Annotated in this window: 26 protein-coding genes and 1 pseudogene; 17 read left to right on the forward strand and 10 right to left on the reverse strand. The window is 56.3% G+C overall.

The window, feature by feature from the left end; all coding sequences use genetic code 11:
- Positions 1-48 precede the first annotated feature (48 nt).
- On the reverse strand, positions 49-462 hold the full coding sequence (gene yedD, locus EQV24_RS05075; RefSeq protein WP_013096004.1) for a lipoprotein YedD: 414 nt from the start codon (positions 460-462) through the stop codon (positions 49-51).
- Positions 463-537: 75 nt separating this feature from the next.
- Positions 538-852, reverse strand: coding sequence for a flagellar hook-basal body complex protein FliE (gene fliE, locus EQV24_RS05080; protein WP_013097729.1), 315 nt, complete (start codon positions 850-852; stop codon positions 538-540).
- A gap of 228 nt (positions 853-1,080) precedes the next feature.
- Between fliE and fliF the strand changes: the two genes are divergently transcribed.
- The 14 genes and pseudogenes from fliF to rcsA all read left to right on the forward strand — a co-directional run bounded on the left by fliF (position 1,081) and on the right by rcsA (position 12,623).
- Positions 1,081-2,760, forward strand: coding sequence for a flagellar basal-body MS-ring/collar protein FliF (fliF, locus tag EQV24_RS05085; RefSeq protein WP_023619799.1), 1,680 nt, complete (start codon positions 1,081-1,083; stop codon positions 2,758-2,760).
- Complete coding sequence (gene fliG / locus EQV24_RS05090; protein ID WP_008500327.1) at positions 2,753-3,751, forward strand: flagellar motor switch protein FliG; 999 nt, start codon at positions 2,753-2,755, stop codon at positions 3,749-3,751. Before fliF ends, fliG begins: the two co-directional genes overlap by 8 nt.
- The gene (gene fliH / locus EQV24_RS05095) at positions 3,744-4,454 is read left to right on the forward strand and encodes a flagellar assembly protein FliH (RefSeq protein ID WP_013097731.1); all 711 of its coding nucleotides are present in this window, start codon (positions 3,744-3,746) and stop codon (positions 4,452-4,454) included. Before fliG ends, fliH begins: the two co-directional genes overlap by 8 nt.
- Positions 4,454-5,824 carry a flagellar protein export ATPase FliI gene (gene fliI, locus EQV24_RS05100; protein WP_013097732.1) on the forward strand — a complete coding sequence of 457 codons (1,371 nt, stop codon included), beginning with the start codon at positions 4,454-4,456 and terminating at the stop codon, positions 5,822-5,824. Before fliH ends, fliI begins: the two co-directional genes overlap by 1 nt.
- Positions 5,825-5,845: 21 nt before the next feature.
- Positions 5,846-6,289: a flagellar export protein FliJ gene (gene fliJ / locus EQV24_RS05105; protein ID WP_013097733.1), complete on the forward strand. Its 444-nt coding sequence runs from the start codon at positions 5,846-5,848 to the stop codon at positions 6,287-6,289.
- On the forward strand, positions 6,286-7,521 hold the full coding sequence (fliK, locus tag EQV24_RS05110; RefSeq protein WP_130626267.1) for a flagellar hook length control protein FliK: 1,236 nt from the start codon (positions 6,286-6,288) through the stop codon (positions 7,519-7,521). Before fliJ ends, fliK begins: the two co-directional genes overlap by 4 nt.
- A 106-nt stretch (positions 7,522-7,627) precedes the next feature.
- Positions 7,628-8,098 carry a flagellar basal body-associated protein FliL gene (fliL, locus tag EQV24_RS05115; RefSeq protein WP_014832480.1) on the forward strand — a complete coding sequence of 157 codons (471 nt, stop codon included), beginning with the start codon at positions 7,628-7,630 and terminating at the stop codon, positions 8,096-8,098.
- 4 nt (positions 8,099-8,102) lie between these two features.
- Positions 8,103-9,107, forward strand: coding sequence for a flagellar motor switch protein FliM (gene fliM / locus EQV24_RS05120; protein WP_013097736.1), 1,005 nt, complete (start codon positions 8,103-8,105; stop codon positions 9,105-9,107).
- Positions 9,104-9,517 (forward strand): flagellar motor switch protein FliN, encoded by a 414-nt coding sequence (gene fliN, locus EQV24_RS05125; RefSeq protein ID WP_008500318.1) that lies wholly within the window; start codon positions 9,104-9,106, stop codon positions 9,515-9,517. The genes fliM and fliN overlap by 4 nt, the downstream gene beginning before the upstream one ends.
- A gap of 2 nt (positions 9,518-9,519) precedes the next feature.
- The gene (gene fliO / locus EQV24_RS05130; protein ID WP_013097737.1) at positions 9,520-9,894 is read left to right on the forward strand and encodes a flagellar biosynthetic protein FliO; all 375 of its coding nucleotides are present in this window, start codon (positions 9,520-9,522) and stop codon (positions 9,892-9,894) included.
- Positions 9,894-10,631 carry a flagellar type III secretion system pore protein FliP gene (gene fliP / locus EQV24_RS05135; RefSeq protein ID WP_013097738.1) on the forward strand — a complete coding sequence of 246 codons (738 nt, stop codon included), beginning with the start codon at positions 9,894-9,896 and terminating at the stop codon, positions 10,629-10,631. Before fliO ends, fliP begins: the two co-directional genes overlap by 1 nt.
- Before the next feature lie 10 nt (positions 10,632-10,641).
- Positions 10,642-10,911, forward strand: coding sequence for a flagellar biosynthesis protein FliQ (gene fliQ / locus EQV24_RS05140; protein WP_008500315.1), 270 nt, complete (start codon positions 10,642-10,644; stop codon positions 10,909-10,911).
- A gap of 7 nt (positions 10,912-10,918) precedes the next feature.
- Positions 10,919-11,711, forward strand: a pseudogene (gene fliR, locus EQV24_RS05145) (flagellar biosynthetic protein FliR); the annotation flags it as partial.
- A 288-nt stretch (positions 11,712-11,999) separates the two neighbouring features.
- Positions 12,000-12,623, forward strand: a complete 624-nt coding sequence (gene rcsA, locus EQV24_RS05150; protein ID WP_013097740.1) for a transcriptional regulator RcsA — start codon at positions 12,000-12,002, stop codon at positions 12,621-12,623.
- An 88-nt stretch (positions 12,624-12,711) separates the two neighbouring features.
- Here the strand turns inward: rcsA and dsrB are convergent, their stop codons facing one another.
- A complete protein-coding gene (gene dsrB, locus EQV24_RS05155; protein WP_013097741.1) occupies positions 12,712-12,900 on the reverse strand; it encodes a protein DsrB in 189 nt (62 codons plus the stop codon).
- 128 nt (positions 12,901-13,028) lie between these two features.
- Here dsrB and yodD point away from each other — a divergent pair, with 128 nt between their 5' ends.
- Both yodD and EQV24_RS05165 read left to right on the forward strand, forming a co-directional pair.
- A complete protein-coding gene (gene yodD / locus EQV24_RS05160; RefSeq protein ID WP_013097742.1) occupies positions 13,029-13,256 on the forward strand; it encodes a YodD family peroxide/acid resistance protein in 228 nt (75 codons plus the stop codon).
- Between the two features lie 270 nt (positions 13,257-13,526).
- On the forward strand, positions 13,527-14,357 hold the full coding sequence (locus EQV24_RS05165; RefSeq protein ID WP_061772570.1) for a mannosyl-3-phosphoglycerate phosphatase-related protein: 831 nt from the start codon (positions 13,527-13,529) through the stop codon (positions 14,355-14,357).
- Here the strand turns inward: EQV24_RS05165 and dgcQ are convergent.
- The 3 genes from dgcQ to EQV24_RS05180 all read right to left on the reverse strand — a co-directional run bounded on the left by dgcQ (position 14,342) and on the right by EQV24_RS05180 (position 17,297).
- A complete protein-coding gene (dgcQ, locus tag EQV24_RS05170; RefSeq protein WP_130626268.1) occupies positions 14,342-16,042 on the reverse strand; it encodes a cellulose biosynthesis regulator diguanylate cyclase DgcQ in 1,701 nt (566 codons plus the stop codon). The genes EQV24_RS05165 and dgcQ overlap by 16 nt on opposite strands.
- A gap of 73 nt (positions 16,043-16,115) precedes the next feature.
- Positions 16,116-16,298 (reverse strand): DUF2158 domain-containing protein, encoded by a 183-nt coding sequence (locus tag EQV24_RS05175; RefSeq protein WP_013097745.1) that lies wholly within the window; start codon positions 16,296-16,298, stop codon positions 16,116-16,118.
- Positions 16,299-16,376: 78 nt separating this feature from the next.
- A complete protein-coding gene (locus tag EQV24_RS05180) occupies positions 16,377-17,297 on the reverse strand; it encodes a DUF808 domain-containing protein (RefSeq protein WP_170942733.1) in 921 nt (306 codons plus the stop codon).
- 169 nt (positions 17,298-17,466) lie between these two features.
- Here EQV24_RS05180 and yedA point away from each other — a divergent pair, with 169 nt between their 5' ends.
- Entirely contained in the window at positions 17,467-18,381 is a 915-nt protein-coding gene (gene yedA, locus EQV24_RS05185) for a drug/metabolite exporter YedA (RefSeq protein ID WP_130626269.1), read from the forward strand.
- Here the strand turns inward: yedA and EQV24_RS05190 are convergent.
- The 4 genes from EQV24_RS05190 to drpB form a co-directional block, all read right to left on the reverse strand.
- Positions 18,341-18,844, reverse strand: a complete 504-nt coding sequence (locus EQV24_RS05190; RefSeq protein WP_130626270.1) for a very short patch repair endonuclease — start codon at positions 18,842-18,844, stop codon at positions 18,341-18,343. The two genes, yedA and EQV24_RS05190, sit on opposite strands and share 41 nt — an antisense overlap.
- On the reverse strand, positions 18,825-20,240 hold the full coding sequence (locus tag EQV24_RS05195) for a DNA cytosine methyltransferase (protein WP_130626271.1): 1,416 nt from the start codon (positions 20,238-20,240) through the stop codon (positions 18,825-18,827). The genes EQV24_RS05190 and EQV24_RS05195 overlap by 20 nt, the downstream gene beginning before the upstream one ends.
- Before the next feature lie 61 nt (positions 20,241-20,301).
- Complete coding sequence (locus EQV24_RS05200; RefSeq protein ID WP_057072411.1) at positions 20,302-21,003, reverse strand: phosphohydrolase; 702 nt, start codon at positions 21,001-21,003, stop codon at positions 20,302-20,304.
- 51 nt (positions 21,004-21,054) lie between these two features.
- Positions 21,055-21,324 (reverse strand): cell division protein DrpB, encoded by a 270-nt coding sequence (gene drpB / locus EQV24_RS05205; RefSeq protein WP_029882559.1) that lies wholly within the window; start codon positions 21,322-21,324, stop codon positions 21,055-21,057.
- Positions 21,325-21,589 lie beyond the last annotated feature (265 nt).

Consider the following 21,589-nt stretch of genomic DNA (forward strand, 5'->3'; position numbering starts at 1 on the left):
TCACCCCGGCCCTCTCCCACAGGGAGAGGGTGCAAACACCAAAAACAGCTACGGCAGCTTACTTTCCAGCGGATTTTTGCTCAGGTAATCGGCACATTCAACCGTTGGGCGATCGACCTTCTGCAGCTCCATGCCATCATACTCCAGCACCGAGCCATCGCGCTCCAGCGGGTAGATATCCAGCTTGCTGGTTACGTTGTAATAGCTGTCTGAACGCAGCATGATTTTACCCGGCACGGCAATCACGCGCTGCCATTGACGGCAGTCCAGCGTATCGCCCTCCTCCGTCACCACCAGCGTGGCAATCGCCTCCGGGCTGACCATTTTGCTCTGCGGCCCTTTTGACTGCCAGTATCCCGCCAGATGTGCCGGAACAGGATGTTTGATCACATCCTTGTAGCTATCAACCTGTACGCACCCGGTGAGTGCCAGCAGCGCGCCAGCAATTGCTATTTTTTTCATCATCTTTCCTGCATTCGAAGAAAAAAATATTGTGGCATTAAAGCGCTAAGGCTGCCAGCGAAGATCGTCCAGGTCTTAGACCTGCATCCCCATGACTTCCTGATACGCAGACACCAGCTTATTACGCACCTGGATCCCCATCTGCAGAGAGACCGAGGCTTTTTGCAAATCGGTCATCACATCGTTCAGCGCCACGCCAGGTTCACCGAGGGTGAACTTCTCGGCCTGGGTACGCGCGGCGGTCTGGGTATCGCTGATACGGTCGAGCGCAGCATGCAGTTGCCCGGCAAAGCTGATGGTCGGCTGCTGTTCTGCCACATTCTGATTACGGGCCGTCATCGCGGTTGCCTGCAGCTGACTGATAACCCCTTCAATACCCTGTATAGCCATGACTCTCCCCTGGATGGTTTTTTACGCGGTCAAGACTAACAGCTTGTCAATAAGATAATGGCGGTAAATAGCGATAAAAAACCAGGTTATTTGGCCCATAGAAAATCACGAATCATCAAATAATGGCTGGGCCATCAATATGGAACTTTTGTCGTGTTTGCCGACCCGGGAGTCAGTTTTGTTTCTCTACACGAATAACGTAAACCACCAGGATTTAAGAGGTGCGCAATGAGTGCAGCAGCATCGACAGCGCCGCAGAATAAATCACTCGAGTGGATGAACCGCCTTCGCGCGAATCCTAAAATCCCGTTGATCGTGGCAGGCGCTGCCGCAATTGCGATCCTTGTAGCGATGGTGTTGTGGGCGAAAAGTCCTGATTACCGCACGCTTTACAGCAACCTTTCCGATCAGGATGGCGGCGCCATCGTCACCCAACTGACTCAAATGAACATCCCTTATCGCTTCGCCGATAACGGGGGTGCGCTTGAGGTACCGGCAGATAAAGTCCATGAACTCCGTCTGCGTCTGGCGCAGCAGGGCCTGCCGAAGGGCGGCGCGGTGGGTTTTGAACTGCTGGATCAGGAAAAGTTCGGTATCAGCCAGTTCAGCGAGCAGGTGAACTACCAGCGTGCGCTGGAAGGTGAGCTGGCCCGCACGATTGAAACATTAGGCCCGGTGAAGAGTGCCCGCGTGCACCTTGCCATGCCTAAACCGTCCCTGTTTGTCCGCGAACAGAAATCCCCGTCGGCTTCCGTCACCGTCAACCTTGAACCCGGCCGGGCGCTGGATGAAGGGCAAATCAGCGCGGTTACACATTTAGTTTCCAGCGCCGTCGCCGGTTTACCGCCGGGTAACGTCACGCTGGTTGACCAGAGTGGTCATCTGCTGACCCAAAGCAATACCGCCGGACGCGATCTGAATGACGCGCAGCTGAAATATGCCGCCGATGTGGAAGCGCGCCTCCAGCGCCGCATCGAAGCGATCCTCGGCCCGGTTGTGGGTAACAGCAACGTCCATGCCCAGGTTACCGCGCAGATCGACTTCTCTAATAAAGAACAGACCGAAGAGCAGTACCGCCCGAACGGCGATCCGGCTCAGGCAGTGATGCGCTCTCGCCAGGTTAACGAAAACGAACAGGTTGGCGGTGCATACCCAGGCGGCGTGCCGGGCGCACTCTCTAACCAGCCTGCCCCGGCTAACGCGGCCCCTATTTCTACGCCGCCGGCTAATCAGCAGAACGGTCAGCAAAATCAGCAGACCACAACCTCGACGGCCAGCAATGCCGGTCCACGTACCAGCAGCCGTAACGAAACCACCAACTACGAAGTGGATCGGACTATCCGCCACACAAAACTGAACGTGGGTGATATTCAGCGTCTGTCGGTGGCCGTCGTTGTGAACTACAAAACGCTGCCGAATGGCAAACCGCTGCCGCTGACGGCAGAGCAGATGAAGCAGATCGAAGACCTGACCCGTGAAGCGATGGGTTACTCCGAGAAGCGTGGCGATAGCCTCAACGTGGTGAATTCACCGTTTAACCCGGTAGATGAGACCGGCGGTGAGCTGCCGTTCTGGCAACAGCAGGCGTTTATCGATCAGCTGATGTCTGCAGGACGCTGGCTGCTGGTGCTGATTGTCGCCTGGCTGCTGTGGCGTAAGGGCGTTCGTCCTCAGTTGCAGCGTCGTGCAGAAGCCGAGAAAGCGGCTCGCGAACAGATGAACGCGCGTCAGGAAGTGGAAGAAGCGGTGGAAGTCCGCCTCAGCAAAGACGAACAGATGCAGCAGCGTCGTGCTAACCAGCGCATGGGTGCTGAGGTCATGAGCCAGCGCATTCGCGAAATGTCAGATAACGATCCGCGCGTCGTGGCGCTGGTCATCCGCCAGTGGATGGGTAACGAACATGAGTAATACGCTTACGGGCACCGATAAAAGCGTCATCCTGCTGATGACCATTGGCGAAGATCGAGCGGCAGAGGTGTTTAAACACCTCTCCCAGCGAGAAGTACAAATTCTGAGTGCGGCCATGGCCAACGTGCGTCAGATCTCCAACAAACAGCTGACCGAAGTGTTGTCGGAGTTTGAGCAGGAAGCCGAACAGTTTGCAGCGCTCAACGTCAACGCCAACGACTATCTGCGCTCCGTGCTGGTCAAGGCGCTGGGCGAAGAGCGTGCCGCCAGCCTGCTGGAGGACATTCTCGAAACGCGCGATACCGCCAGCGGGATCGAAACGCTCAACTTTATGGAGCCGCAGAGTGCCGCCGACCTTATTCGCGACGAGCACCCGCAGATTATCGCCACCATCCTGGTTCACCTCAAACGTGGTCAGGCGGCCGATATTCTGGCGCTGTTCGAAGAGCGCCTGCGTCACGATGTGATGCTGCGTATCGCCACCTTCGGCGGTGTCCAGCCAGCCGCGCTGGCGGAGCTGACCGAAGTGCTGAACAACCTGCTCGACGGCCAAAACCTCAAGCGCAGCAAAATGGGCGGCGTGAGAACGGCAGCGGAAATCATCAACCTGATGAAAACGCAGCAGGAAGAAGCCGTTATTACGGCGGTTCGCGAGTTCGACGGCGAGCTGGCGCAGAAAATTATCGACGAGATGTTCCTGTTCGAAAACCTGGTCGAAGTGGACGACCGCAGCATCCAGCGCCTGCTCCAGGAAGTGGACTCCGAGTCGCTGCTTATCGCCCTCAAAGGTGCCGAACAGCCGCTGCGCGAGAAGTTCCTGCGCAACATGTCCCAGCGTGCGGCAGATATCCTGCGCGACGACCTTGCCAACCGTGGCCCGGTGCGTCTGTCTCAGGTGGAAAACGAACAGAAAGCGATCCTGCTCATCGTTCGTCGTCTGGCAGAAACCGGCGAGATGGTAATTGGCAGCGGAGACGACACCTATGTCTAATGAGCTACCGTGGAAGCGCTGGACGCCTGACGATCTGGCCCCTGCCCTCTCTGAATTCACCCCGGCTGTCGTAGCGTCGCCCGAGGAGGGCGACACCGACGTCGAGGCGCCTGAACTGAGCGAAGAAGAACAGCGCACGCAGATGCTGGCGCAGTTACAAATGCAGGCGCATGAGCAAGGTTTTAATGCGGGTCTGAACGAAGGCCGACAGAAAGGCCATGACCAGGGTTATCAGGAAGGTCTGGCGAAAGGGTTAGAACAGGGTATTGAGCAGGCGCGCCAGCAGCAGGCGCCTCTCCATGCCCGTATGCAGCAGCTGGTCAGCGAGTTCCAGCACACCCTGGATGCGCTGGACAGCGTGATTGCTTCCCGGTTGATGCAGATGGCGCTGGAAGCGGCCCGTCAGGTAATTGGCCAGACCCCGGCGGTCGATAATTCAGCGCTGATCAAACAAATTCAGGGCCTGCTGCAGCAAGAGCCGTTGTTCAGCGGGAAACCGCAGCTGCGCGTTCATCCGGACGATCTCCAGCGCGTGGAAGAGAGTCTCGGTGCCACGCTGAGCCTGCACGGTTGGCGTCTGCGCGGTGACCCGTCGCTACATCACGGCGGATGCAAAGTCTCCGCCGATGAAGGCGATCTGGATGCCAGCGTCGCCACCCGCTGGCAGGAACTGTGCCGCCTGGCGGCTCCGGGAGTCGTCTGATGACCGCACGCCTCACTCGCTGGCTCAACACGCTCGATAACTTTGAAACGAAGATGGCGCAACTGCCATCTGTTCGTCGTTATGGACGCCTGACCCGCGCCACCGGTCTGGTGCTGGAAGCCACCGGCCTGCAGCTGCCTTTGGGGGCCACCTGCGTGATCGAGCGTCAGGATGGGCAGGAAACGCGAGAAGTGGAAAGCGAAGTGGTGGGCTTTAACGGCCAGCGTCTTTTCCTGATGCCGCTTGAAGAGGTGGAAGGCATTCTGCCCGGCGCGCGCGTCTATGCGAAAAACATCATCGGCGATGGTCTGCAAAGCGGTAAGCAGCTCCCGCTCGGCCCTGCCCTGCTGGGCCGCGTGCTGGACGGCAGCGGTAAACCGCTCGACGGCCTGCCCGCCCCGGATACCACCGAAACCGGCGCGCTGATCACCCAACCGTTTAACCCCCTGCAGCGTACCCCGATCGAACATGTTCTTGATACCGGTGTGCGCCCGATCAACGCCCTGCTGACCGTCGGTCGCGGCCAGCGTATGGGTCTGTTCGCCGGTTCAGGGGTGGGTAAATCGGTCCTGCTCGGCATGATGGCCCGTTACACCCAGGCCGATGTGATCGTCGTGGGGCTGATCGGTGAACGTGGCCGCGAAGTTAAAGACTTCATTGAAAACATTCTGGGTGCGGAAGGCCGCGCCCGTTCGGTGGTCATCGCCGCCCCGGCGGATGTCTCCCCGTTGCTGCGTATGCAGGGTGCCGCGTATGCCACCCGCATCGCCGAAGATTTCCGTGACCGCGGCCAGCACGTGCTGCTAATCATGGACTCCCTGACCCGTTACGCGATGGCGCAGCGTGAAATCGCGCTGGCCATCGGTGAGCCACCGGCCACCAAAGGCTATCCGCCGTCGGTCTTTGCCAAACTCCCGGCGCTGGTTGAACGCGCAGGGAACGGCATTAGCGGCGGTGGCTCCATTACCGCGTTTTATACGGTGCTGACCGAAGGCGACGACCAGCAGGACCCGATTGCCGACTCTGCGCGTGCGATCCTCGACGGTCATATTGTGTTATCGCGTCGCCTGGCCGAAGCCGGACACTATCCGGCCATTGATATTGAAGCATCCATCAGCCGCGCAATGACGGCGCTGATTACCGAGAAGCACTACGCCCGCGTGCGTAACTTCAAACAACTGCTCTCCAGCTTCCAGCGCAACCGCGATCTGGTGAGCGTGGGGGCGTATGCCAAAGGTAGCGATCCCATGCTCGACAAAGCGATTAGCCTGTGGCCGCAGCTGGAGGCATTTTTGCAACAAGGCATATTTGAACGTGCCGACTGGGAAGATTCGATTCAGGCTCTGGAGCTGATTTTCCCGCAGGTGTAACACAGGTGGAGGGCGACGATCATGGCGCAAAACAGCGCGTTATCAACGCTGAAAGATCTGGCTGAAAAAGAAGTTGATGATGCCGCATTGCAGCTTGGCGCAATGCGACGCGGGTGCCAGCAGGCTGAAGAGCAGTTGAAGATGTTAATCGACTATCAGCATGAGTATCGCACCAACCTCAATACCGATATGACACAGGGCATTGGAAGCCAGCGCTGGATTAACTATCAGCAGTTTATTCAGACGCTGGAGAAGGCGATAGAACAGCATCGCCAGCAGCTTCAGCAATGGACCCAAAAAGTCGACACCGCGCTGAATTTCTGGCGCGAGAAGAAGCAGCGACTGCAGGCCTGGCAGACCTTACAGGACCGGCAGATTGCCGCGGCGACGCTGGCGGAAAACCGCCAGGATCAGAAAAAAATGGATGAGTTTGCCCAGCGCGCATCAATGAGGAAACCGGAATGATCACACTGCAACAACTGCTGATGACCGACAGCGACCTGTCAGGCGGCATGCAAACGGGGAAAGGCACCGACGGTGCGCAAGACTTTCTTTCTCTGCTGGCGGGCGCGTTAACGGACGCCAGCGGTCAGGGCAAAGATGCGCCGCTGACGCTGGCCGACCTGAAGGCGGCTGGCAGCAAGCTGTCAAAGGTCGCGAAGGACGCCGGGGGAGAGTCCACCCTGCAGGCGAAAATTGCCGATCTGCTCGCGCGTCAATCCACGCAGGCTGGCGATGAAACGGCGCAGACGACGCCGCTGCAAACGCTGGTCTCCGGGCTGATGCCTGCCGCTAAGGGCGATGCCCTGAAGACGTTGACCACGGCGAATAGCGCCGATAACAGCAAAACCGAACTGAGCGAAGAAGAGCTGGCGGGCTTAAGCGCGCTGATGGCCATGCTGCCGCACCAGCAGACCTCCACGCCGGTCACGGCGAAAGGCGCGGGCAGTGAGGGACTCAAAGCAACGTCAGCCCTGACCGCCACGACGCTTACGCAAAACGGCACGTCTGCACACGCGTTGAGCAGCGCCCTGACGGGCAAGGATAACGCGCAGCCATCTTTCGCCGGGCAGGCGCAAAGCGTTGATCCGTCCCTGCCGGCCAACGCACCGGCGACGCCAGCGCTCGCCGTCGCGGCCGAGAAACAGGATCTTGCCAGCGCGTCTTCGTCTTCAACACCAACCGCCACCCTGGCGCCGATTGTCTCCAGCCACGCCACTGCGCAGCCTGCCGCAACCGTTGCCACCGCACCGGTGTTGAGTCAGCCGCTCGGCACCCACGAATGGCAACAGAACCTGAGCCAGCACATCACGCTGTTTGCGAAGCAAGGACAGCAAACCGCAGAGTTGCGCCTGAACCCGGAAGATCTGGGCCAGGTGCACATTTCGCTGAAGCTGGATAATGACCAGGCGCAGCTGCAGATGGTCTCTGCGCACGGCCACGTGCGTGCCGCACTGGAAGCCGCCCTGCCGGTACTGCGTACGTCACTGGCGGAAAACGGTATTCAGCTTACGCAGAGTAGCGTCAGCAGCGAGAGCTTTGCCGGGCAGCAGCAGTCTTCGTCCCAGCAGCAACAGCAGGCGTCGCGTTCCGGCCAACATGGCGGATTTACTGAAGAGAGCGATGAGTTGCTGCCGACCCCGTCAGCCCTGCAATCCGCTGCGAGCGGCAACCGCGCCGTAGACATCTTCGCCTAAACGCCAGAGGTAGCGTGATTATCCCCGTCTTTTCCACGCTTTGACGTCAGCCGGACACGGGATAATCACCATATTAAGCTGTACCGAAACAGGAAGCTCGTATCAGATGACTGACTCCGCGATCACCAAAAAAAGTAAGCGTTCCATCTGGATCCCGCTGCTGGTGTTAATCACGCTCGCCGCCTGCGCTACCGCGGGCTATAGTTACTGGCGCATGCAGCAGAAACCTTCTACTGCTGCGGCCAAAGCCGAACTGCCACCTCCGCCGGCACCGGTGTTCTTCCCGCTGGATACCTTCACCGTCAACCTCGGTGATGCGGATCGTGTGCTGTATGTCGGCATCACGCTGCGCCTGAAAGATGAAGCCACCCGTTCCCGACTGAACGATTACCTTCCGGAAGTGCGCAGCCGTCTGCTGCTGCTGTTCTCTCGTCAGGACGCTTCAACGCTTGCCACCGATGAAGGCAAGCAAAAGCTGGTCGACGCTATTAAGCAAACGCTGGCGACCCCGCTGGTGAACGGCCAACCTAAGCAGGAAGTCACTGACGTTCTGTATACAGCCTTTATTCTGCGGTAACGACATGGGCGACAGTATTCTTTCTCAGGCAGAAATCGATGCGCTGCTCAACGGCGACAGCGATAAGAGTGATGATCCGCAACCGGGCATTGGCGGCGATAGCGATATTCGTCCCTATGACCCGAATACCCAGCGTCGCGTGGTACGTGAACGTCTGCAGGCGCTGGAGATCATTAACGAACGTTTTGCACGTCAGTTCCGTATGGGGCTGTTTAACCTGCTGCGTCGTAGCCCGGATATCACGGTCGGTGCGATCCGCATTCAGCCGTATCATGAGTTTGCCCGCAACCTGCCGGTGCCAACCAACCTTAACCTGATCCATTTGAAACCGCTGCGCGGCACAGGTCTGGTGGTGTTTTCCCCAAGCCTGGTGTTTATTGCGGTGGATAACCTGTTCGGCGGCGACGGGCGCTTCCCGACCAAAGTAGAAGGTCGTGAATTCACCCACACCGAACAGCGCGTCATTAACCGCATGCTGAAGCTGGCGCTGGAGTCATACAGCGACGCGTGGAAGGCCATTAACCCGCTGGAAGTGGAGTATGTGCGTTCTGAGATGCAGGTGAAATTTACCAATATCACCACCTCTCCGAACGACATCGTCGTCAACACGCCATTCCACGTGGAGATCGGTAACCTGACCGGCGAGTTCAACATCTGCCTGCCGTTCAGCATGATCGAACCGCTGCGCGAGCTGCTGGTCAACCCGCCGCTGGAGAATTCACGTCATGAAGATCAGAACTGGCGTGAAAACCTGGTGCGCCAGGTCCAGCACTCACAGCTTGAGCTGGTGGCGAGCTTTGCCGATATTCCGCTGCGGTTATCCCAGATCCTGAAATTACAACCCGGTGACGTTTTGCCGATAGAAAAACCCGACCGCATTATTGCCCATGTGGATGGTGTCCCCGTGCTGACAAGTCAGTACGGCACAATTAACGGCCAGTATGCGTTACGCGTTGAGCACTTGATCAACCCGATTTTGAATTCGCTGAATGAGGAACAGCCCAAATGAGTGACATGAACAATCCGTCCGATGAAAACAGCGGAGCACTGGACGATCTGTGGGCTGACGCGTTAAACGAGCAAAAAGCGACCCCGGCCAAAAGTGCAGCGGATGCCGTCTTCCAGCAGTTAGGCGGCGGTGATGTCAGCGGTACGCTGCAGGACATCGACCTGATTATGGATATCCCGGTTAAGCTCACCGTTGAGCTGGGCCGCACCCGCATGACCATTAAAGAGCTGCTGCGTCTGACGCAGGGTTCCGTCGTGGCCCTCGACGGTCTGGCCGGTGAGCCGCTGGATATCCTGATCAACGGGTATCTGATTGCTCAGGGTGAAGTGGTGGTCGTGGCCGATAAATACGGCGTGCGTATCACCGACATCATTACCCCGTCTGAGCGCATGCGTCGTCTGAGCCGTTAAGAATGAAAACCCAGGCAACAGTATCACAACCTTCCGCCGTTCCCGGCTCACCGCTGCTCCAGGTGAGCGGCGCGTTGCTCGGTATTATTGCCTTTATTCTTATCGCCGCCTGGCTGGCGAAGCGTTTTGGCCTGGCGGGTAAAACCGCCGGGACGCGCGGTCTGAAGGTCAGCGCCAGTACAACACTGGGGCCACGCGAGCGCGTGGTCATCGTAGACGTTGAGGACGCACGGCTGGTGCTGGGCGTCACCGCGTCAAACGTCAACGTTTTACATAAACTGCCGCCCGCCCCTGCTATCAGTGATGAGCGTGCAGAAGCCCCTGCGGATTTCCAGTCCGTCATGAAGAGTTTGCTTAAGCGTTCCGGGAGATCCTGATGCGCCGTTTGTTATCCCTGACGCTCGCGGGCGTTGGCCTGTTTGCTCCTGCGGTTTATGCGCAACTGCCCGGTCTGGTTTCAACCCCTCTGGCGGGCGGCGGACAAAGCTGGTCGCTCCCGGTTCAGACGCTGGTGTTCATCACCTCGCTGACCTTTATTCCGGCGATCCTGCTGATGATGACCAGCTTTACCCGCATCATCATTGTCTTTGGCCTGCTGCGAAACGCGCTGGGTACCCCTTCCGCGCCGCCAAACCAGGTGCTGCTGGGCCTGGCCCTGTTTTTGACCTTTTTTATTATGTCGCCGGTGATCGATAAGATTTATACCGACGCCTACCAGCCGTTCAGTGAAGATAAAATCTCCATGCAGGAGGCGCTGGAGAAAGGCGCGCAGCCGCTGCGTGAATTCATGCTGCGCCAGACGCGCGAAGCGGATCTGGCCCTCTTTGCCCGCCTTTCCAACACCGGGGAGCTGCAGGGCCCGGAAGCCGTGCCGATGCGCATACTGCTGCCTGCGTACGTCACCAGCGAGCTGAAAACCGCCTTCCAGATTGGCTTTACCATCTTTATTCCGTTCCTGATTATCGACCTGGTGATCGCCAGCGTACTGATGGCGCTCGGTATGATGATGGTACCGCCAGCCACCATTGCCCTGCCCTTTAAGATCATGCTCTTTGTGCTGGTCGACGGCTGGCAGCTGCTGGTCAGTTCGCTGGCGCAGAGTTTCTACAGTTGAGGAGCGCGCAATGACGCCAGAATCGGTCATGATGATGGGCACGGAAGCGATGAAAATCGCAATCGCCGTTGCCGCGCCGCTGCTGCTTGTCGCCCTGGTGACCGGTCTGATCATCAGTATTCTGCAGGCCGCCACGCAGATTAACGAAATGACGCTCTCGTTCATTCCGAAAATCATCGCCGTGTTCGTGGCAATCATTGTTGCCGGGCCGTGGATGCTCAATCTGCTGCTGGACTACATGCGTAACCTGTTTACCAATCTGCCGTACATCATCGGCTGACGCGACGATGCTCCATTTTACCAGCGACCAGTGGATTCAGTGGCTTGGGGTCTATTTCTGGCCCATGCTGCGCATCCTGGCGCTGATCACCACCGCCCCCATCCTGAGCGAGAAAGCGATCCCGAAGCGGGTCAAAGTGGGGCTGGGCATCATCATCACCATCATCGTTGCCCCTTCCCTGCCTCCGGTGAATATTCCGATCTTCTCGGCCAATGCGGTATGGGTGGCGTTGCAGCAAATTCTGATTGGCGTCGCGGTTGGTTTTACCATGCAGCTGGCCTTTGCGGCCGTGCGCACCGCCGGGGAACTGATCGGCCTGCAGATGGGGCTATCGTTCGCCACGTTTGTCGACCCCGGCAGCCACCTCAACATGCCGGTGCTGGCGCGCATTATCGATATGCTGGCGATGCTGCTTTTCCTGTCGTTTAACGGCCATCTGTGGCTCATCTCCATGCTGGTGGACACCTTCCACACGTTGCCGATTGGGGAAAACCCGGTTAACAGCAATGCGTTCCTGGCACTCACCCGCGCCGCCGGGCTGGTGTTCCTCAACGGATTGATGCTGGCGCTGCCGATCATCACCCTGCTCCTGACCGTGAACCTGGCGTTGGGTTTACTCAACCGCATGGCCCCGCAGCTGTCGGTGTTCGTCATTGGTTTTCCGCTGACGCTGACGGTGGGAATTTTATTAATGTCATTGCTAATGCCACTTATCGCCCCCTTCTGTGAGCATTTATTCGGCGAGATATTCAACCTCTTAGCGGATATTGTCAGCGAGCTGCCTCGTAAATAATAGTCCCCACGGTTGTTATTGTCTTTCTGAGGATATTCCTAAAATAAAACACGAAAAACATCTTCCAGGATATATCTGACGCGGTTTAATTGTTTCTAACCACCTCACAATACTTAATATTTACTTTACTTTAAGATGATTCCTGGCAAATTATACGTAACTTTACGGGATAGTGAGTCCGCCTGAAAGTCTTTGTCATGCTCACAGGTTTATTAATTTTTTCCATCCCGTATGGCTGTTTATGAGCTCTCAGGCAGATGGTGAATTATCGTTACGCATTGAGTGAGGGTATGCCATGTCAACGATCATTATGGATTTATGCAGCTACACCCGGCTAGGGTTAACCGGGTATCTGGCAAGCAGAGGGGTAAGAAAGAGAGACATCAACGACGCACACACCGTTGAGGAGCTCGCAGCCGCTTGTGATGAACTCAAACCAGGCGTGGTGTTTATTAATGAGGACTGTTTCATTCACGATCCAGCCAACAGTCAGCACATTAAGCAAATCATTAATCAGCATCCTAAAACCCTGTTTATTGTTTTTATGGCGATCGCAAATATCCATTTCGATGAGTATTTGTTGGTCCGTAAAAATTTATTGATCAGTTCTAAATCGATAAAACCAGAGTCGCTGGATGACATTCTGGGGGATTATTTGAATAAGGAAGTTAAGAATGTAGGAGCGGTTAACTTACCCACCCTATCATTAAGCAGAACTGAATCAAGCATGCTGCGAATGTGGATGGCCGGGCAAGGAACGATTCAAATTTCAGACCAGATGAATATTAAAGCGAAAACCGTTTCGTCACATAAAGGAAATATTAAAAGGAAGATTAAAACCCATAATAAGCAAGTGATCTACCACGTTGTCCGCCTGACCGATAATGTGACGAACGGGATTTTCGTCAACATGCGTTAGTTGCATAAGACCTTGAGTACCCTACACGATCTCTGGCCTGGCCAGAGATTTTTGCTTTTACGGGCGCTGTCGGGCACCCGATGCCGTGTTACTCCGCTTTTTCCACAAAGATGCCATCCGGATGCCCCAGTTCGTTAAAGAACCAGATGCCGAGCGGGTAGTCTTCCAGTGATACCAGATACATTGTACCTTCACTAAACTCTTCAATTGCCAGTACCACCCCCGGGCGGCGCGGTCCACCGTCCGTTTTGACAGTAACCCGATCGTTAACCTTCATACGTTCCTCCTGTGGTTTTGAGCCAGTGTAGAACAAAACGCAAAAACACACATCGCCACGGCGCGCGAATGGCGTTTTTGTGTTCAGTCTATAATCAATGTTGGACACGGTTGAATGAGGACCCCGAAATGAAGACCGATAAAGAGTACAGCGACACCATCAAACGCGAGGTCGAAGTGGATGTCGATGCCCTGTTGGCCGCCATCAATGAGATCAGTGAGTCAGAAGTTCGTCGTACGGATGACAACTCTGACCGGGTCATCGTCAACGGAAGGGATTATCACACCTACCGTGAACTGGCCGAGGCCTTCGAGCTTGATATCCATGACTTTAGCGTGTCTGAAGCGAATCGTTAGGGCGAAAAAAATCCCGGTCATGGGGATGGCCGGGATCAAACTTGCTTATGCAAGAAGCACTTGAAAATTCGTTACACCAGGAAATCTGATGTAGCTGAAACACTATCCTCAACGATTTTGCCTGACAAGCATATATTCTCGTGGCGAATATTATATTTTCTAAACGTGAATTTTTGTTATGAGCAGCAAGGTACGTCGAATGCGGGTTTGGCGGGATCGGTTCCGCGCGTTTCCCTTCCGACAGTCCTATTTTTTTAGGAATATTCTTAGATGAAGCGCTATTCGCAATCGGGAGCTGCACGGCCTTCCCTGCAGGACACCCTGCTGGTTTTTTCCGACCTGGATGGTTCGTTGCTGGATATTCATACCTACGCCTGGCAGCCGGCAATGCCCTGGCTGGATAAGCTGCAGGATTTTCAGGTACCGCTCATTCTGTGCAGCAGCAAAACCGCAGCGGAGATGCAGGATATTCAGCAGGATCTGGGCCTCGAGGGGTTACCTTTTATTGCCGAAAACGGCGCGGTCATCCAGCCCGATGTCCGTTGGGAAAAGGCGCAGCGCCATACTATGGGAATGCTTCACCGCGACATTCGCCCGTTCATTGAGCAAATCCGCCTGCAGGCAGGGTATAAATTCACCACCTTTGACGATGTCGATGACCGGGTGATCGGCGAATGGACGGGGCTGAGCCGATATCGTTCTACGCTTGCGCGTAAACATGAAGCCTCTGTCACGCTCATCTGGCGCGACACCGATGAGAAAATGGTGCAGTTTGAAGAGGAGCTGGCGCAGCGCGGTCTGAAATGCCTGCAGGGTGCCCGCTTCTGGCACATTCTGGACGCCCGCTGCGGAAAGGACGTGGCGGTGAACTGGCTCATTGCGCAATATCGCGAACAGGAAGGCATCATGCCCACGACGCTCGGGCTGGGCGACGGTCCGAATGATGCGCCCCTGCTCGACAGCGTCGACTTCGCGGTGGTGATCAAGGGCATTAACCGCCAGGGCATCACACTGCGCGACGATAACCCTGCCCGGGTGTATCACACGCAGCAAGCAGGACCGGCGGGCTGGCATGAAGGGCTGGATCACTTCTTGTCCTGATCGTCCCAGACCACCTGGTTGCGGCCGCGCTGTTTTGCCAGATACAGCCGGGCATCCGCTATCGACTGCAGTTGTTCGAAGTCGTAATTCCCCTTCTCCTGCGCGCAGCTGACCCCCATCGACGCGCTGATCCTCAACGTCGTGCTCTTTTTCACCAGGAGCTCTTTGCTGTCGATGCGTGAGCGAATGCGTTCCGCCACCGCTCTTGCCTCCTCCAGCCCGATACCCGGCAGGACCACGCAAAACTCTTCCCCGCCCACGCGCCCGGCAACGTCGTTCTTACGCAGGGCGCTGGCAATCAGCCCCGCCGCATGGGACAGCACCTTATCTCCGGCCTGATGGCCGAAACGGTCGTTGATGCTTTTAAAATAATCGAGATCGATCTGCACCACCGAGAACGGCAGCGACTGCGCCTGACATTGCCCGGCCAGCGCTTTTGCCCGCTCGAACAACGCCCCACGGTTATGGAGGCGGGTGAGAGGATCGTGCCAGGCCTGCCACTGCAACGAGTGCTGGAGCGTGTACATATTGCTGACCATCCGGCGGATCACCAGCCAGGAGATCAGCAGCATGGCGGTGAAGAGCGCCCACAGGAGCGCCAGCACGATACTGATGCTGCCGAAGTCGCCTTTTACCCCTTCATGCAGGGTATGCACCCGCAGGATAACCCCGTCAAAATGGTCGAGCCGCTCCCAGCTGACAAAACGGCTGCCGAGCCGGATCCCGCCGCCGGTATTGTTCTCAATAGCATGCGCAATCTGTGCCGTTTCACGCTCATCAAAATGGTTAGCCTCGCTTGTGGACGCTTCAGAAGAGGCAATCATATTGAGCCGGGTATCATACAGCTGATATTCGCCCTCGGCGTGGTCATCCGTCGCGTCGGCCAGCAGACGTTTCATGGTATTGAGAGAAAAATCCATCGCCACCACGCCGTACCAGTAATGGTCAAAATAGATGGGTACGCTGGCGGTGATCATGCGCTCGTTGCCCGTCCAGGTTGACGGCGAGGTGATAAACCACAACACCGCGCGCGCACGGTTGTTACGTTCCGTTTGCTGCGTAAACCAGGGCTGGGTCACCAGATGGTAATAGCGCGGGATAATATCGGCAGTCTGTGTCGCTGTCTCCGTGGAGAGGTAAAACCCGGCGCGGGAGACATAGACCACACGTTCTTCGCTGCGCATGACCGGTGAGGCCAGCCTGAGCAAATACCCCACTTCAAGCGCAGCAGACACTTCATTATCGAGAAGTTCATCGTCGCGATTAAGCAGCGTGGTCTTTTCAACAAAGGCATCCGATACGCCGTTGATGGGCAGCGTACGTTTTGTATCCACGGCAAGTTGCCAGAAAGGACGAGACCGGTCTGCATTGAAGCGTGTCACCGCTGCACGCAGGACATCAAACGCCAGCGGCGTCTGGAGCGCATCGCGCATGCTCTGGCGAAAAAAAAGCAGTTTGTCCACGCTGAACTGAAGCTGTCTGTCCAGCGACGTGGCCACCGTTTCCAGATGGTTGCGCTGGCTTGAGATATAGGCATCTTCCAGCACCACCACTTCACGCCAGGTGAGGAGGGTCGAAAAAACCAGTACCACAAGAAAACAGAGATTAACAATCGCACCTGGATTGCTACGCTTATGCAGCCATTGCAGAAAAGTTCGTCTTACAACAAAAGTATCACGCTGCACAAATACTCCCTGATCGCTTCCTTACACCCGATACTTGATATAAAAACGCCCGGCAAGGCCGGGCGTTAAGTGATTAAGCCTTGTCACGCTTTTGCCGCCCGTCACCCGGCTGAAGCTCATCTTCACGAAACGCTTCCCGCTTGATGCTGTAACCGTCATGCCACCGACACTCCACCATTCCGCTGGAATAGCCGGTGACAATCATACGTGGGCCGCCCTTCTTAGGCTTAACTTCATCACTGACCAAAAAGACCATACCTGCCTCCTGTATCAGGGTGAAACTGTTTCAATTTAGACGAGGAATGGCCTTTTTGCATCCTGGCGCGGGTAACAATTAGTGCGCCGTACCGCGCAGCTTTTCAACCAGCTTCACTGCGGCGACCACGATACTGCCCACAATAAAGCCCAGCACCAGATTAAGCAGCGTAGGCAGAATGGCCGCCACCACGGCGCCCTGCTGTGCAGCAAAATGTTCTATCGCATGGTGCAGCGGCGCAATACCATGTACCACAATCCCACCGCCGACAAGGAACATCGCCAGCGTCCCCACCACGGAAAGACTCTTCATCAACCACGGGGCGAGCACCAGCAGGCTTTTACCAATCCCTTTAGCTACCGCGCTCGATTTCGCTTCCAGCCAGAAGCCAATATCATCGAGTTTAACGATAAGCCCTACCAGGCCGTAAACCCCCACCGTCACCAGAATGGCGATCCCGGAGAGGATCAGCACCTGATTCAGCAGCGGCGATTCAGACACAATACCCAGGGTAATAGCCACAATCTCCGCCGACAGAATAAAGTCGGTACGAACGGCGCCCTTGATTTTATCGCGTTCGAAGGTTTTTGGATCCTGCGCCGCCAGCGCTTCCAGACGCTGCTGGCGCATTTCTGGCGTGTCGTGCTTCTTCCTCGCGGCGAAGGAGTGCAGCACCTTCTCTACCCCTTCAAAGCATAAAAATGCGCCGCCAATCATCAGCAGCGGCGTAATCGCCCAGGGGATAAAGGCGCTGATCAGCAGCGCCAGCGGCACCAGGATAACCTTGTTGAGGAATGAGCCTTTTGCCACGCCCCATACTACCGGCAACTCGCGGTTAGCCCGCACCCCGCTTACCTGTTGCGCATTTAACGATAAATCATCCCCCAGAACCCCTGCTGTTTTCTTCGCCGCCAGTTTTCCCATAACGGAAATATCGTCCAGCAAGGTGGCAATATCGTCCAGCAATGTTAATAAGCTACTTCCCGCCAAAATGACTATCCTTCTTTTTTTGCTAATTAAGTGAATAGTATGGAACAAAACCGCACACCCGGAAACAGGCACATTGCGTCAACAAAAATTTCACAGCAACTACACAATTAAAGGGCTCGCCAGCCCGGTAGTTTTGGCGTTTACTATGAGCGAACTTTTTATTTCGTCGTGAGGGACTATGCGTTTTCGGCACTTACTACCGCTCATCGGGGCGCTCTTATCGCTGTATATCATCTGGGGGTCAACCTACTTCGTCATTCGCATTGGGGTGGAAAGCTGGCCTCCGCTGATGATGGCGGGTATCCGTTTTCTCTCGGCTGGCGTCCTGCTGATGGCCTTCCTGCTGCTGCGCGGACATAAACTCCCTCCGCTGCGCCCGATGCTGAATGCGGCGCTGATTGGCCTGCTGCTGCTGGCCGTGGGCAACGGCTTTGTCACCGTCGCTGAACATCAGAACGTGCCCTCCGGTATCGCGGCGGTGGTGGTCGCCACTGTCCCGCTGTTCACGCTCTGCTTTAGCCGTCTTTTCGGCATTCGCACCCGCAAGCTGGAATGGCTGGGGATTGGAATTGGGCTCGCCGGGATCATTCTGCTCAACAGCGGCGGCAACCTGAGCGGTAACCCGTGGGGGGCCGTGATTATCCTTATCGGATCCATGAGCTGGGCGTTTGGCTCCGTCTACGGTTCGCGTATTGAGCTGCCGTCCGGCATGATGGCGGGCGCCATTGAGATGCTTGCCGCAGGCATTGTGCTGCTGATTGCCTCCACGCTAACGGGCGAAACGCTGACAACCATGCCGGATCTGTCTGGCTTCCTCGCCGTGGGTTATCTGGCGCTGTTTGGCTCCATCATTGCCATTAATGCGTACATGTTCCTCATCCGCAACGTCTCTCCGGCGGTCGCCACCAGCTACGCCTACGTTAACCCGGTGGTGGCCGTGCTGCTGGGAACGGGACTCGGCGGTGAAACGCTGTCGCCGGTTGAATGGCTGGCGCTGGGCGTGATTGTCTTTGCCGTGGTGCTGGTCACGCTGGGGAAATACCTGCTGCCCGCTAAGCCTGAGGTGGTGCCGTGTCAGGTGGAGAAACCGTAAACGGATGAATACCCTGAGTGTCGATCTGCGCGGTCTGACCGCCGCCGCAGATCCACTCTTCCAGCCGTTCGGTCAACTCCCGATCGTTCAGCTTCAGTCTGCCGCGTAGCGCACACTCCCACACCACCAGCACCCGCCATCCCTGTTCGACAAGCGTTCCGATATCCCGCCGATCGCGCTGGACGTTTTTGCCAATCTTCTCCAGCCAGAAATCGGTGCGCGTCGCCGGGACTTTAAACAGATAGCAGTCGTGACGGTGCCAGAAGCAGCCGTGGGTAAAGATAATGCACTCATAGGCATCAATGACGAAATCAGGACGCCCGGCAAGTGCGGCATCCTGCACCCGAAAGTCAAAGCCTGCCTCAGTCAGTAGCCCGGCGAGGCGTTTCTCAATCGCCGTATCACGCGTGCCGATGGCACGCATGTTTTTACTGCGCGTCGCCTTATTGTGCACATCCGTCATTGACGGCCTCACTCTGGCACAGGGCAACCGCCTGTTTAATGCGTGAGGACAGCAGTTTCGCCACCGCCGCAAAGGCGGGCACCACCACCGAGTTGCCAAACTGTCGGTAGGCCTGCGTATCAGAGACCGGAATGCGGAAGTTGTACCCCTGCGGCGTCTCAAACCCCATCAGCCGCGCGCACTCGCGTGGGGTTAAGCGACGTGGACGATGACGCTGGTTCTCAGGGTTATCAAAGTCTTTCTCGCCCAGCGCTTTGTCCCAGCCACGATCGATCAGGATCTCCGCACCGTCTTTGTAATAGCGCGCGGACAAGGTGCGGGTGACACAGTGCGGATCGTTCGGGTTGACCAGGCCAAAACCAAAACCGTTGCCTTTTGCCTGATGCTTTTTGGCATAGCGATAGAGGTACTTCCACAGCACCGGGGTGAGGATAAATTTCGCGTCGACGGCGGGCTCCAGAAGATCGGCGACGGACGGACGGCGCGCCGGATAGAGCGACGGGATATCCCGCAGGGTAAAATCACCTTTCAGGTTGAGATCGCGGCGGAACCCGACCAGCACAATACGTTCCCGGTGCTGGGGCAGGAAGTATTTCCCGTCAATGATTTTCGGATCATCGGCACCCATATCCTGGGAGTCCGCCACGTCGTAGCCCAGCTCATCCAGCGTCTGCATAATAATGCGGAAGGTTTTACCGCCGTCATGACTCTTTAAATTCTTGACGTTTTCCAGCACAAAAATGGCCGGACGGCGGGCATCGATAATACGGGCAACATCAAAAAACAGGGTTCCCTGCGTATCGCAGGCAAAACCGTGGGCACGTCCGAGGGCATTTTTCTTCGATACCCCGGCAAGCGAGAATGGCTGACACGGGAAGCCCGCCAGCAGTACGTCATGCGCCGGAATGTTCTGGCGGATATGCTCGGCCGCCTCTTCATCGCTCACGCCGCTTTTATGGCTCAGCGTGACATCGCGGATATCCGCGTTGAACTGATGCGCGTCCGGGTCACAATACCAGTTGGCTTTATAGGTGCGGACCGCGTGTTTGTTCCACTCACTGGTGAAGACGCACTGTCCGCCGATGGCTTCAAATCCGTGTCGAATGCCCCCGATACCGGCAAACAGATCGATAAAGCGGAAGGCATAGTGGGGATGGGCGGCGGAAGGACGCGGAAGCAACGTTTGCAGATAACGAAACTCGCCGTCGCTCAGGCGATGCCCTGCCCGCTCGCTGGTGATAAGTCTCTTAATGATTGCCGGGCTCCAGTGGCCCTCGCCGTGTGCCATGAGCTGGCTGGCGAGGGTTTTGGCATCATAGATATCCAGCAGCTGGCGCAGCAGCGCCTGCACCGTTGCCGTTGATTTCTCAGCCTGCTCAGGTGCGGGCTCACTCACTGATCGATTTTCCTGCATTCTTTTAACCGGACAATAAAGACTGGAAACAGATTACCACAGTTCAACGGTGCAAACTGCGGCGGAAGCGGCTCAGTACCTGGCTATCCAGCCCCAGGCAGTCACCCTGTAATTCGGCACTCAGTTTTGCCATAAACTGGATGAGAAAATCGGCGTTCTGGCGTGCCAGCTCGCGCCCCATTTCTGTTTGCATTGTATCAGGCAGGCGCAGCAGCTTGGTCTGAAAATGGTCGAGAGCAAACGCCCGGTCATCAAGGGTTCGCGCGTCAGCAAAGGGATCGTGTGCGTCAAAAAGCGGCACGCCCAGCGCCCCAGAAACGGCAAACACGCGCGCCAGGCCAATTGCCCCTAACGCTTCCAGCCGGTCAGCATCCTGCACAATTTTCGCTTCCAGACTCTGCGGCGCGATCCCGGCGCTGAAGCTGTGCGCCTCAATAGCATGCGCCACGGCGTCATAATGCGCGGGGGGAAAGTCCGGGAAGTCGCGATGCAGGATCTCACGCGTTTTACGCGCTGCCAGCTGGGATGACTGGCCGCGTTCAGGATGGTTTTTCGGCAGGCTGACAATATCATGGAAATAGCATGCGGTCAGGATCACCAGCGGCTCGACCGCCTGGTTAGCCAGGATTTTTTGCGCCGTCATCCAGACGCGACGAAAATGGGAAATATCATGCGCGGTGTCGTCGGTGGTATGGTTTTCCCCGAGCCAGCGCTCAAAACGTTGCTGCCACTGCGTAAGTTCCATCATCACGTCCTGTTGTTAAAATGGTTACAATAGCAACTTTCCCGGACGCTATCACGAGTTGTCCTGACGGGGACGGGTGTACCACGCAATTCCACCCAGGATCAGGCCGACCGTGCCTAGCACCAGAAACCCCAGCAATGCCCCAAGCCATTTGCCGCTAGTCGACCCCAAATCCCCTTCCACTGCCGCATTCGGCAGCGACGGTATTTTACTGATCACCCAGATATACCGGGCCATTGCCCAGACAAAGTAACCGCAAAAAGCATAAAACACCCACAGGGCCAGTTTGCCTCCCAGGCTGCGTTCGATTTTTCGTTCCATCTTTCACTCCACGGTCACCGCCGTACCGTTTGCACATGCTTACTTTAGTTTTGTGACAACTATCACATTTTGGCATTAAACCCTGTGCTGTGTGAAGGTTTCTGACGCTCAGTTTGCCTTAAGTTGATCCTGGGCAAGGTTACAGAAGAGGACGACTGGTGAGTGTTTAATTCGGAGAAATATAATTTAGGTTAATAATAGAATTAATAAAATAATCACGAAAAATACTTAACAATAATTAACCAATATATATTTCAAATTATAA

This window comes from Enterobacter sp. A8, from assembly GCF_004296595.1.
In the GTDB taxonomy this organism is placed as follows: Bacteria; Pseudomonadota; Gammaproteobacteria; order Enterobacterales; family Enterobacteriaceae; genus Enterobacter; species Enterobacter cloacae.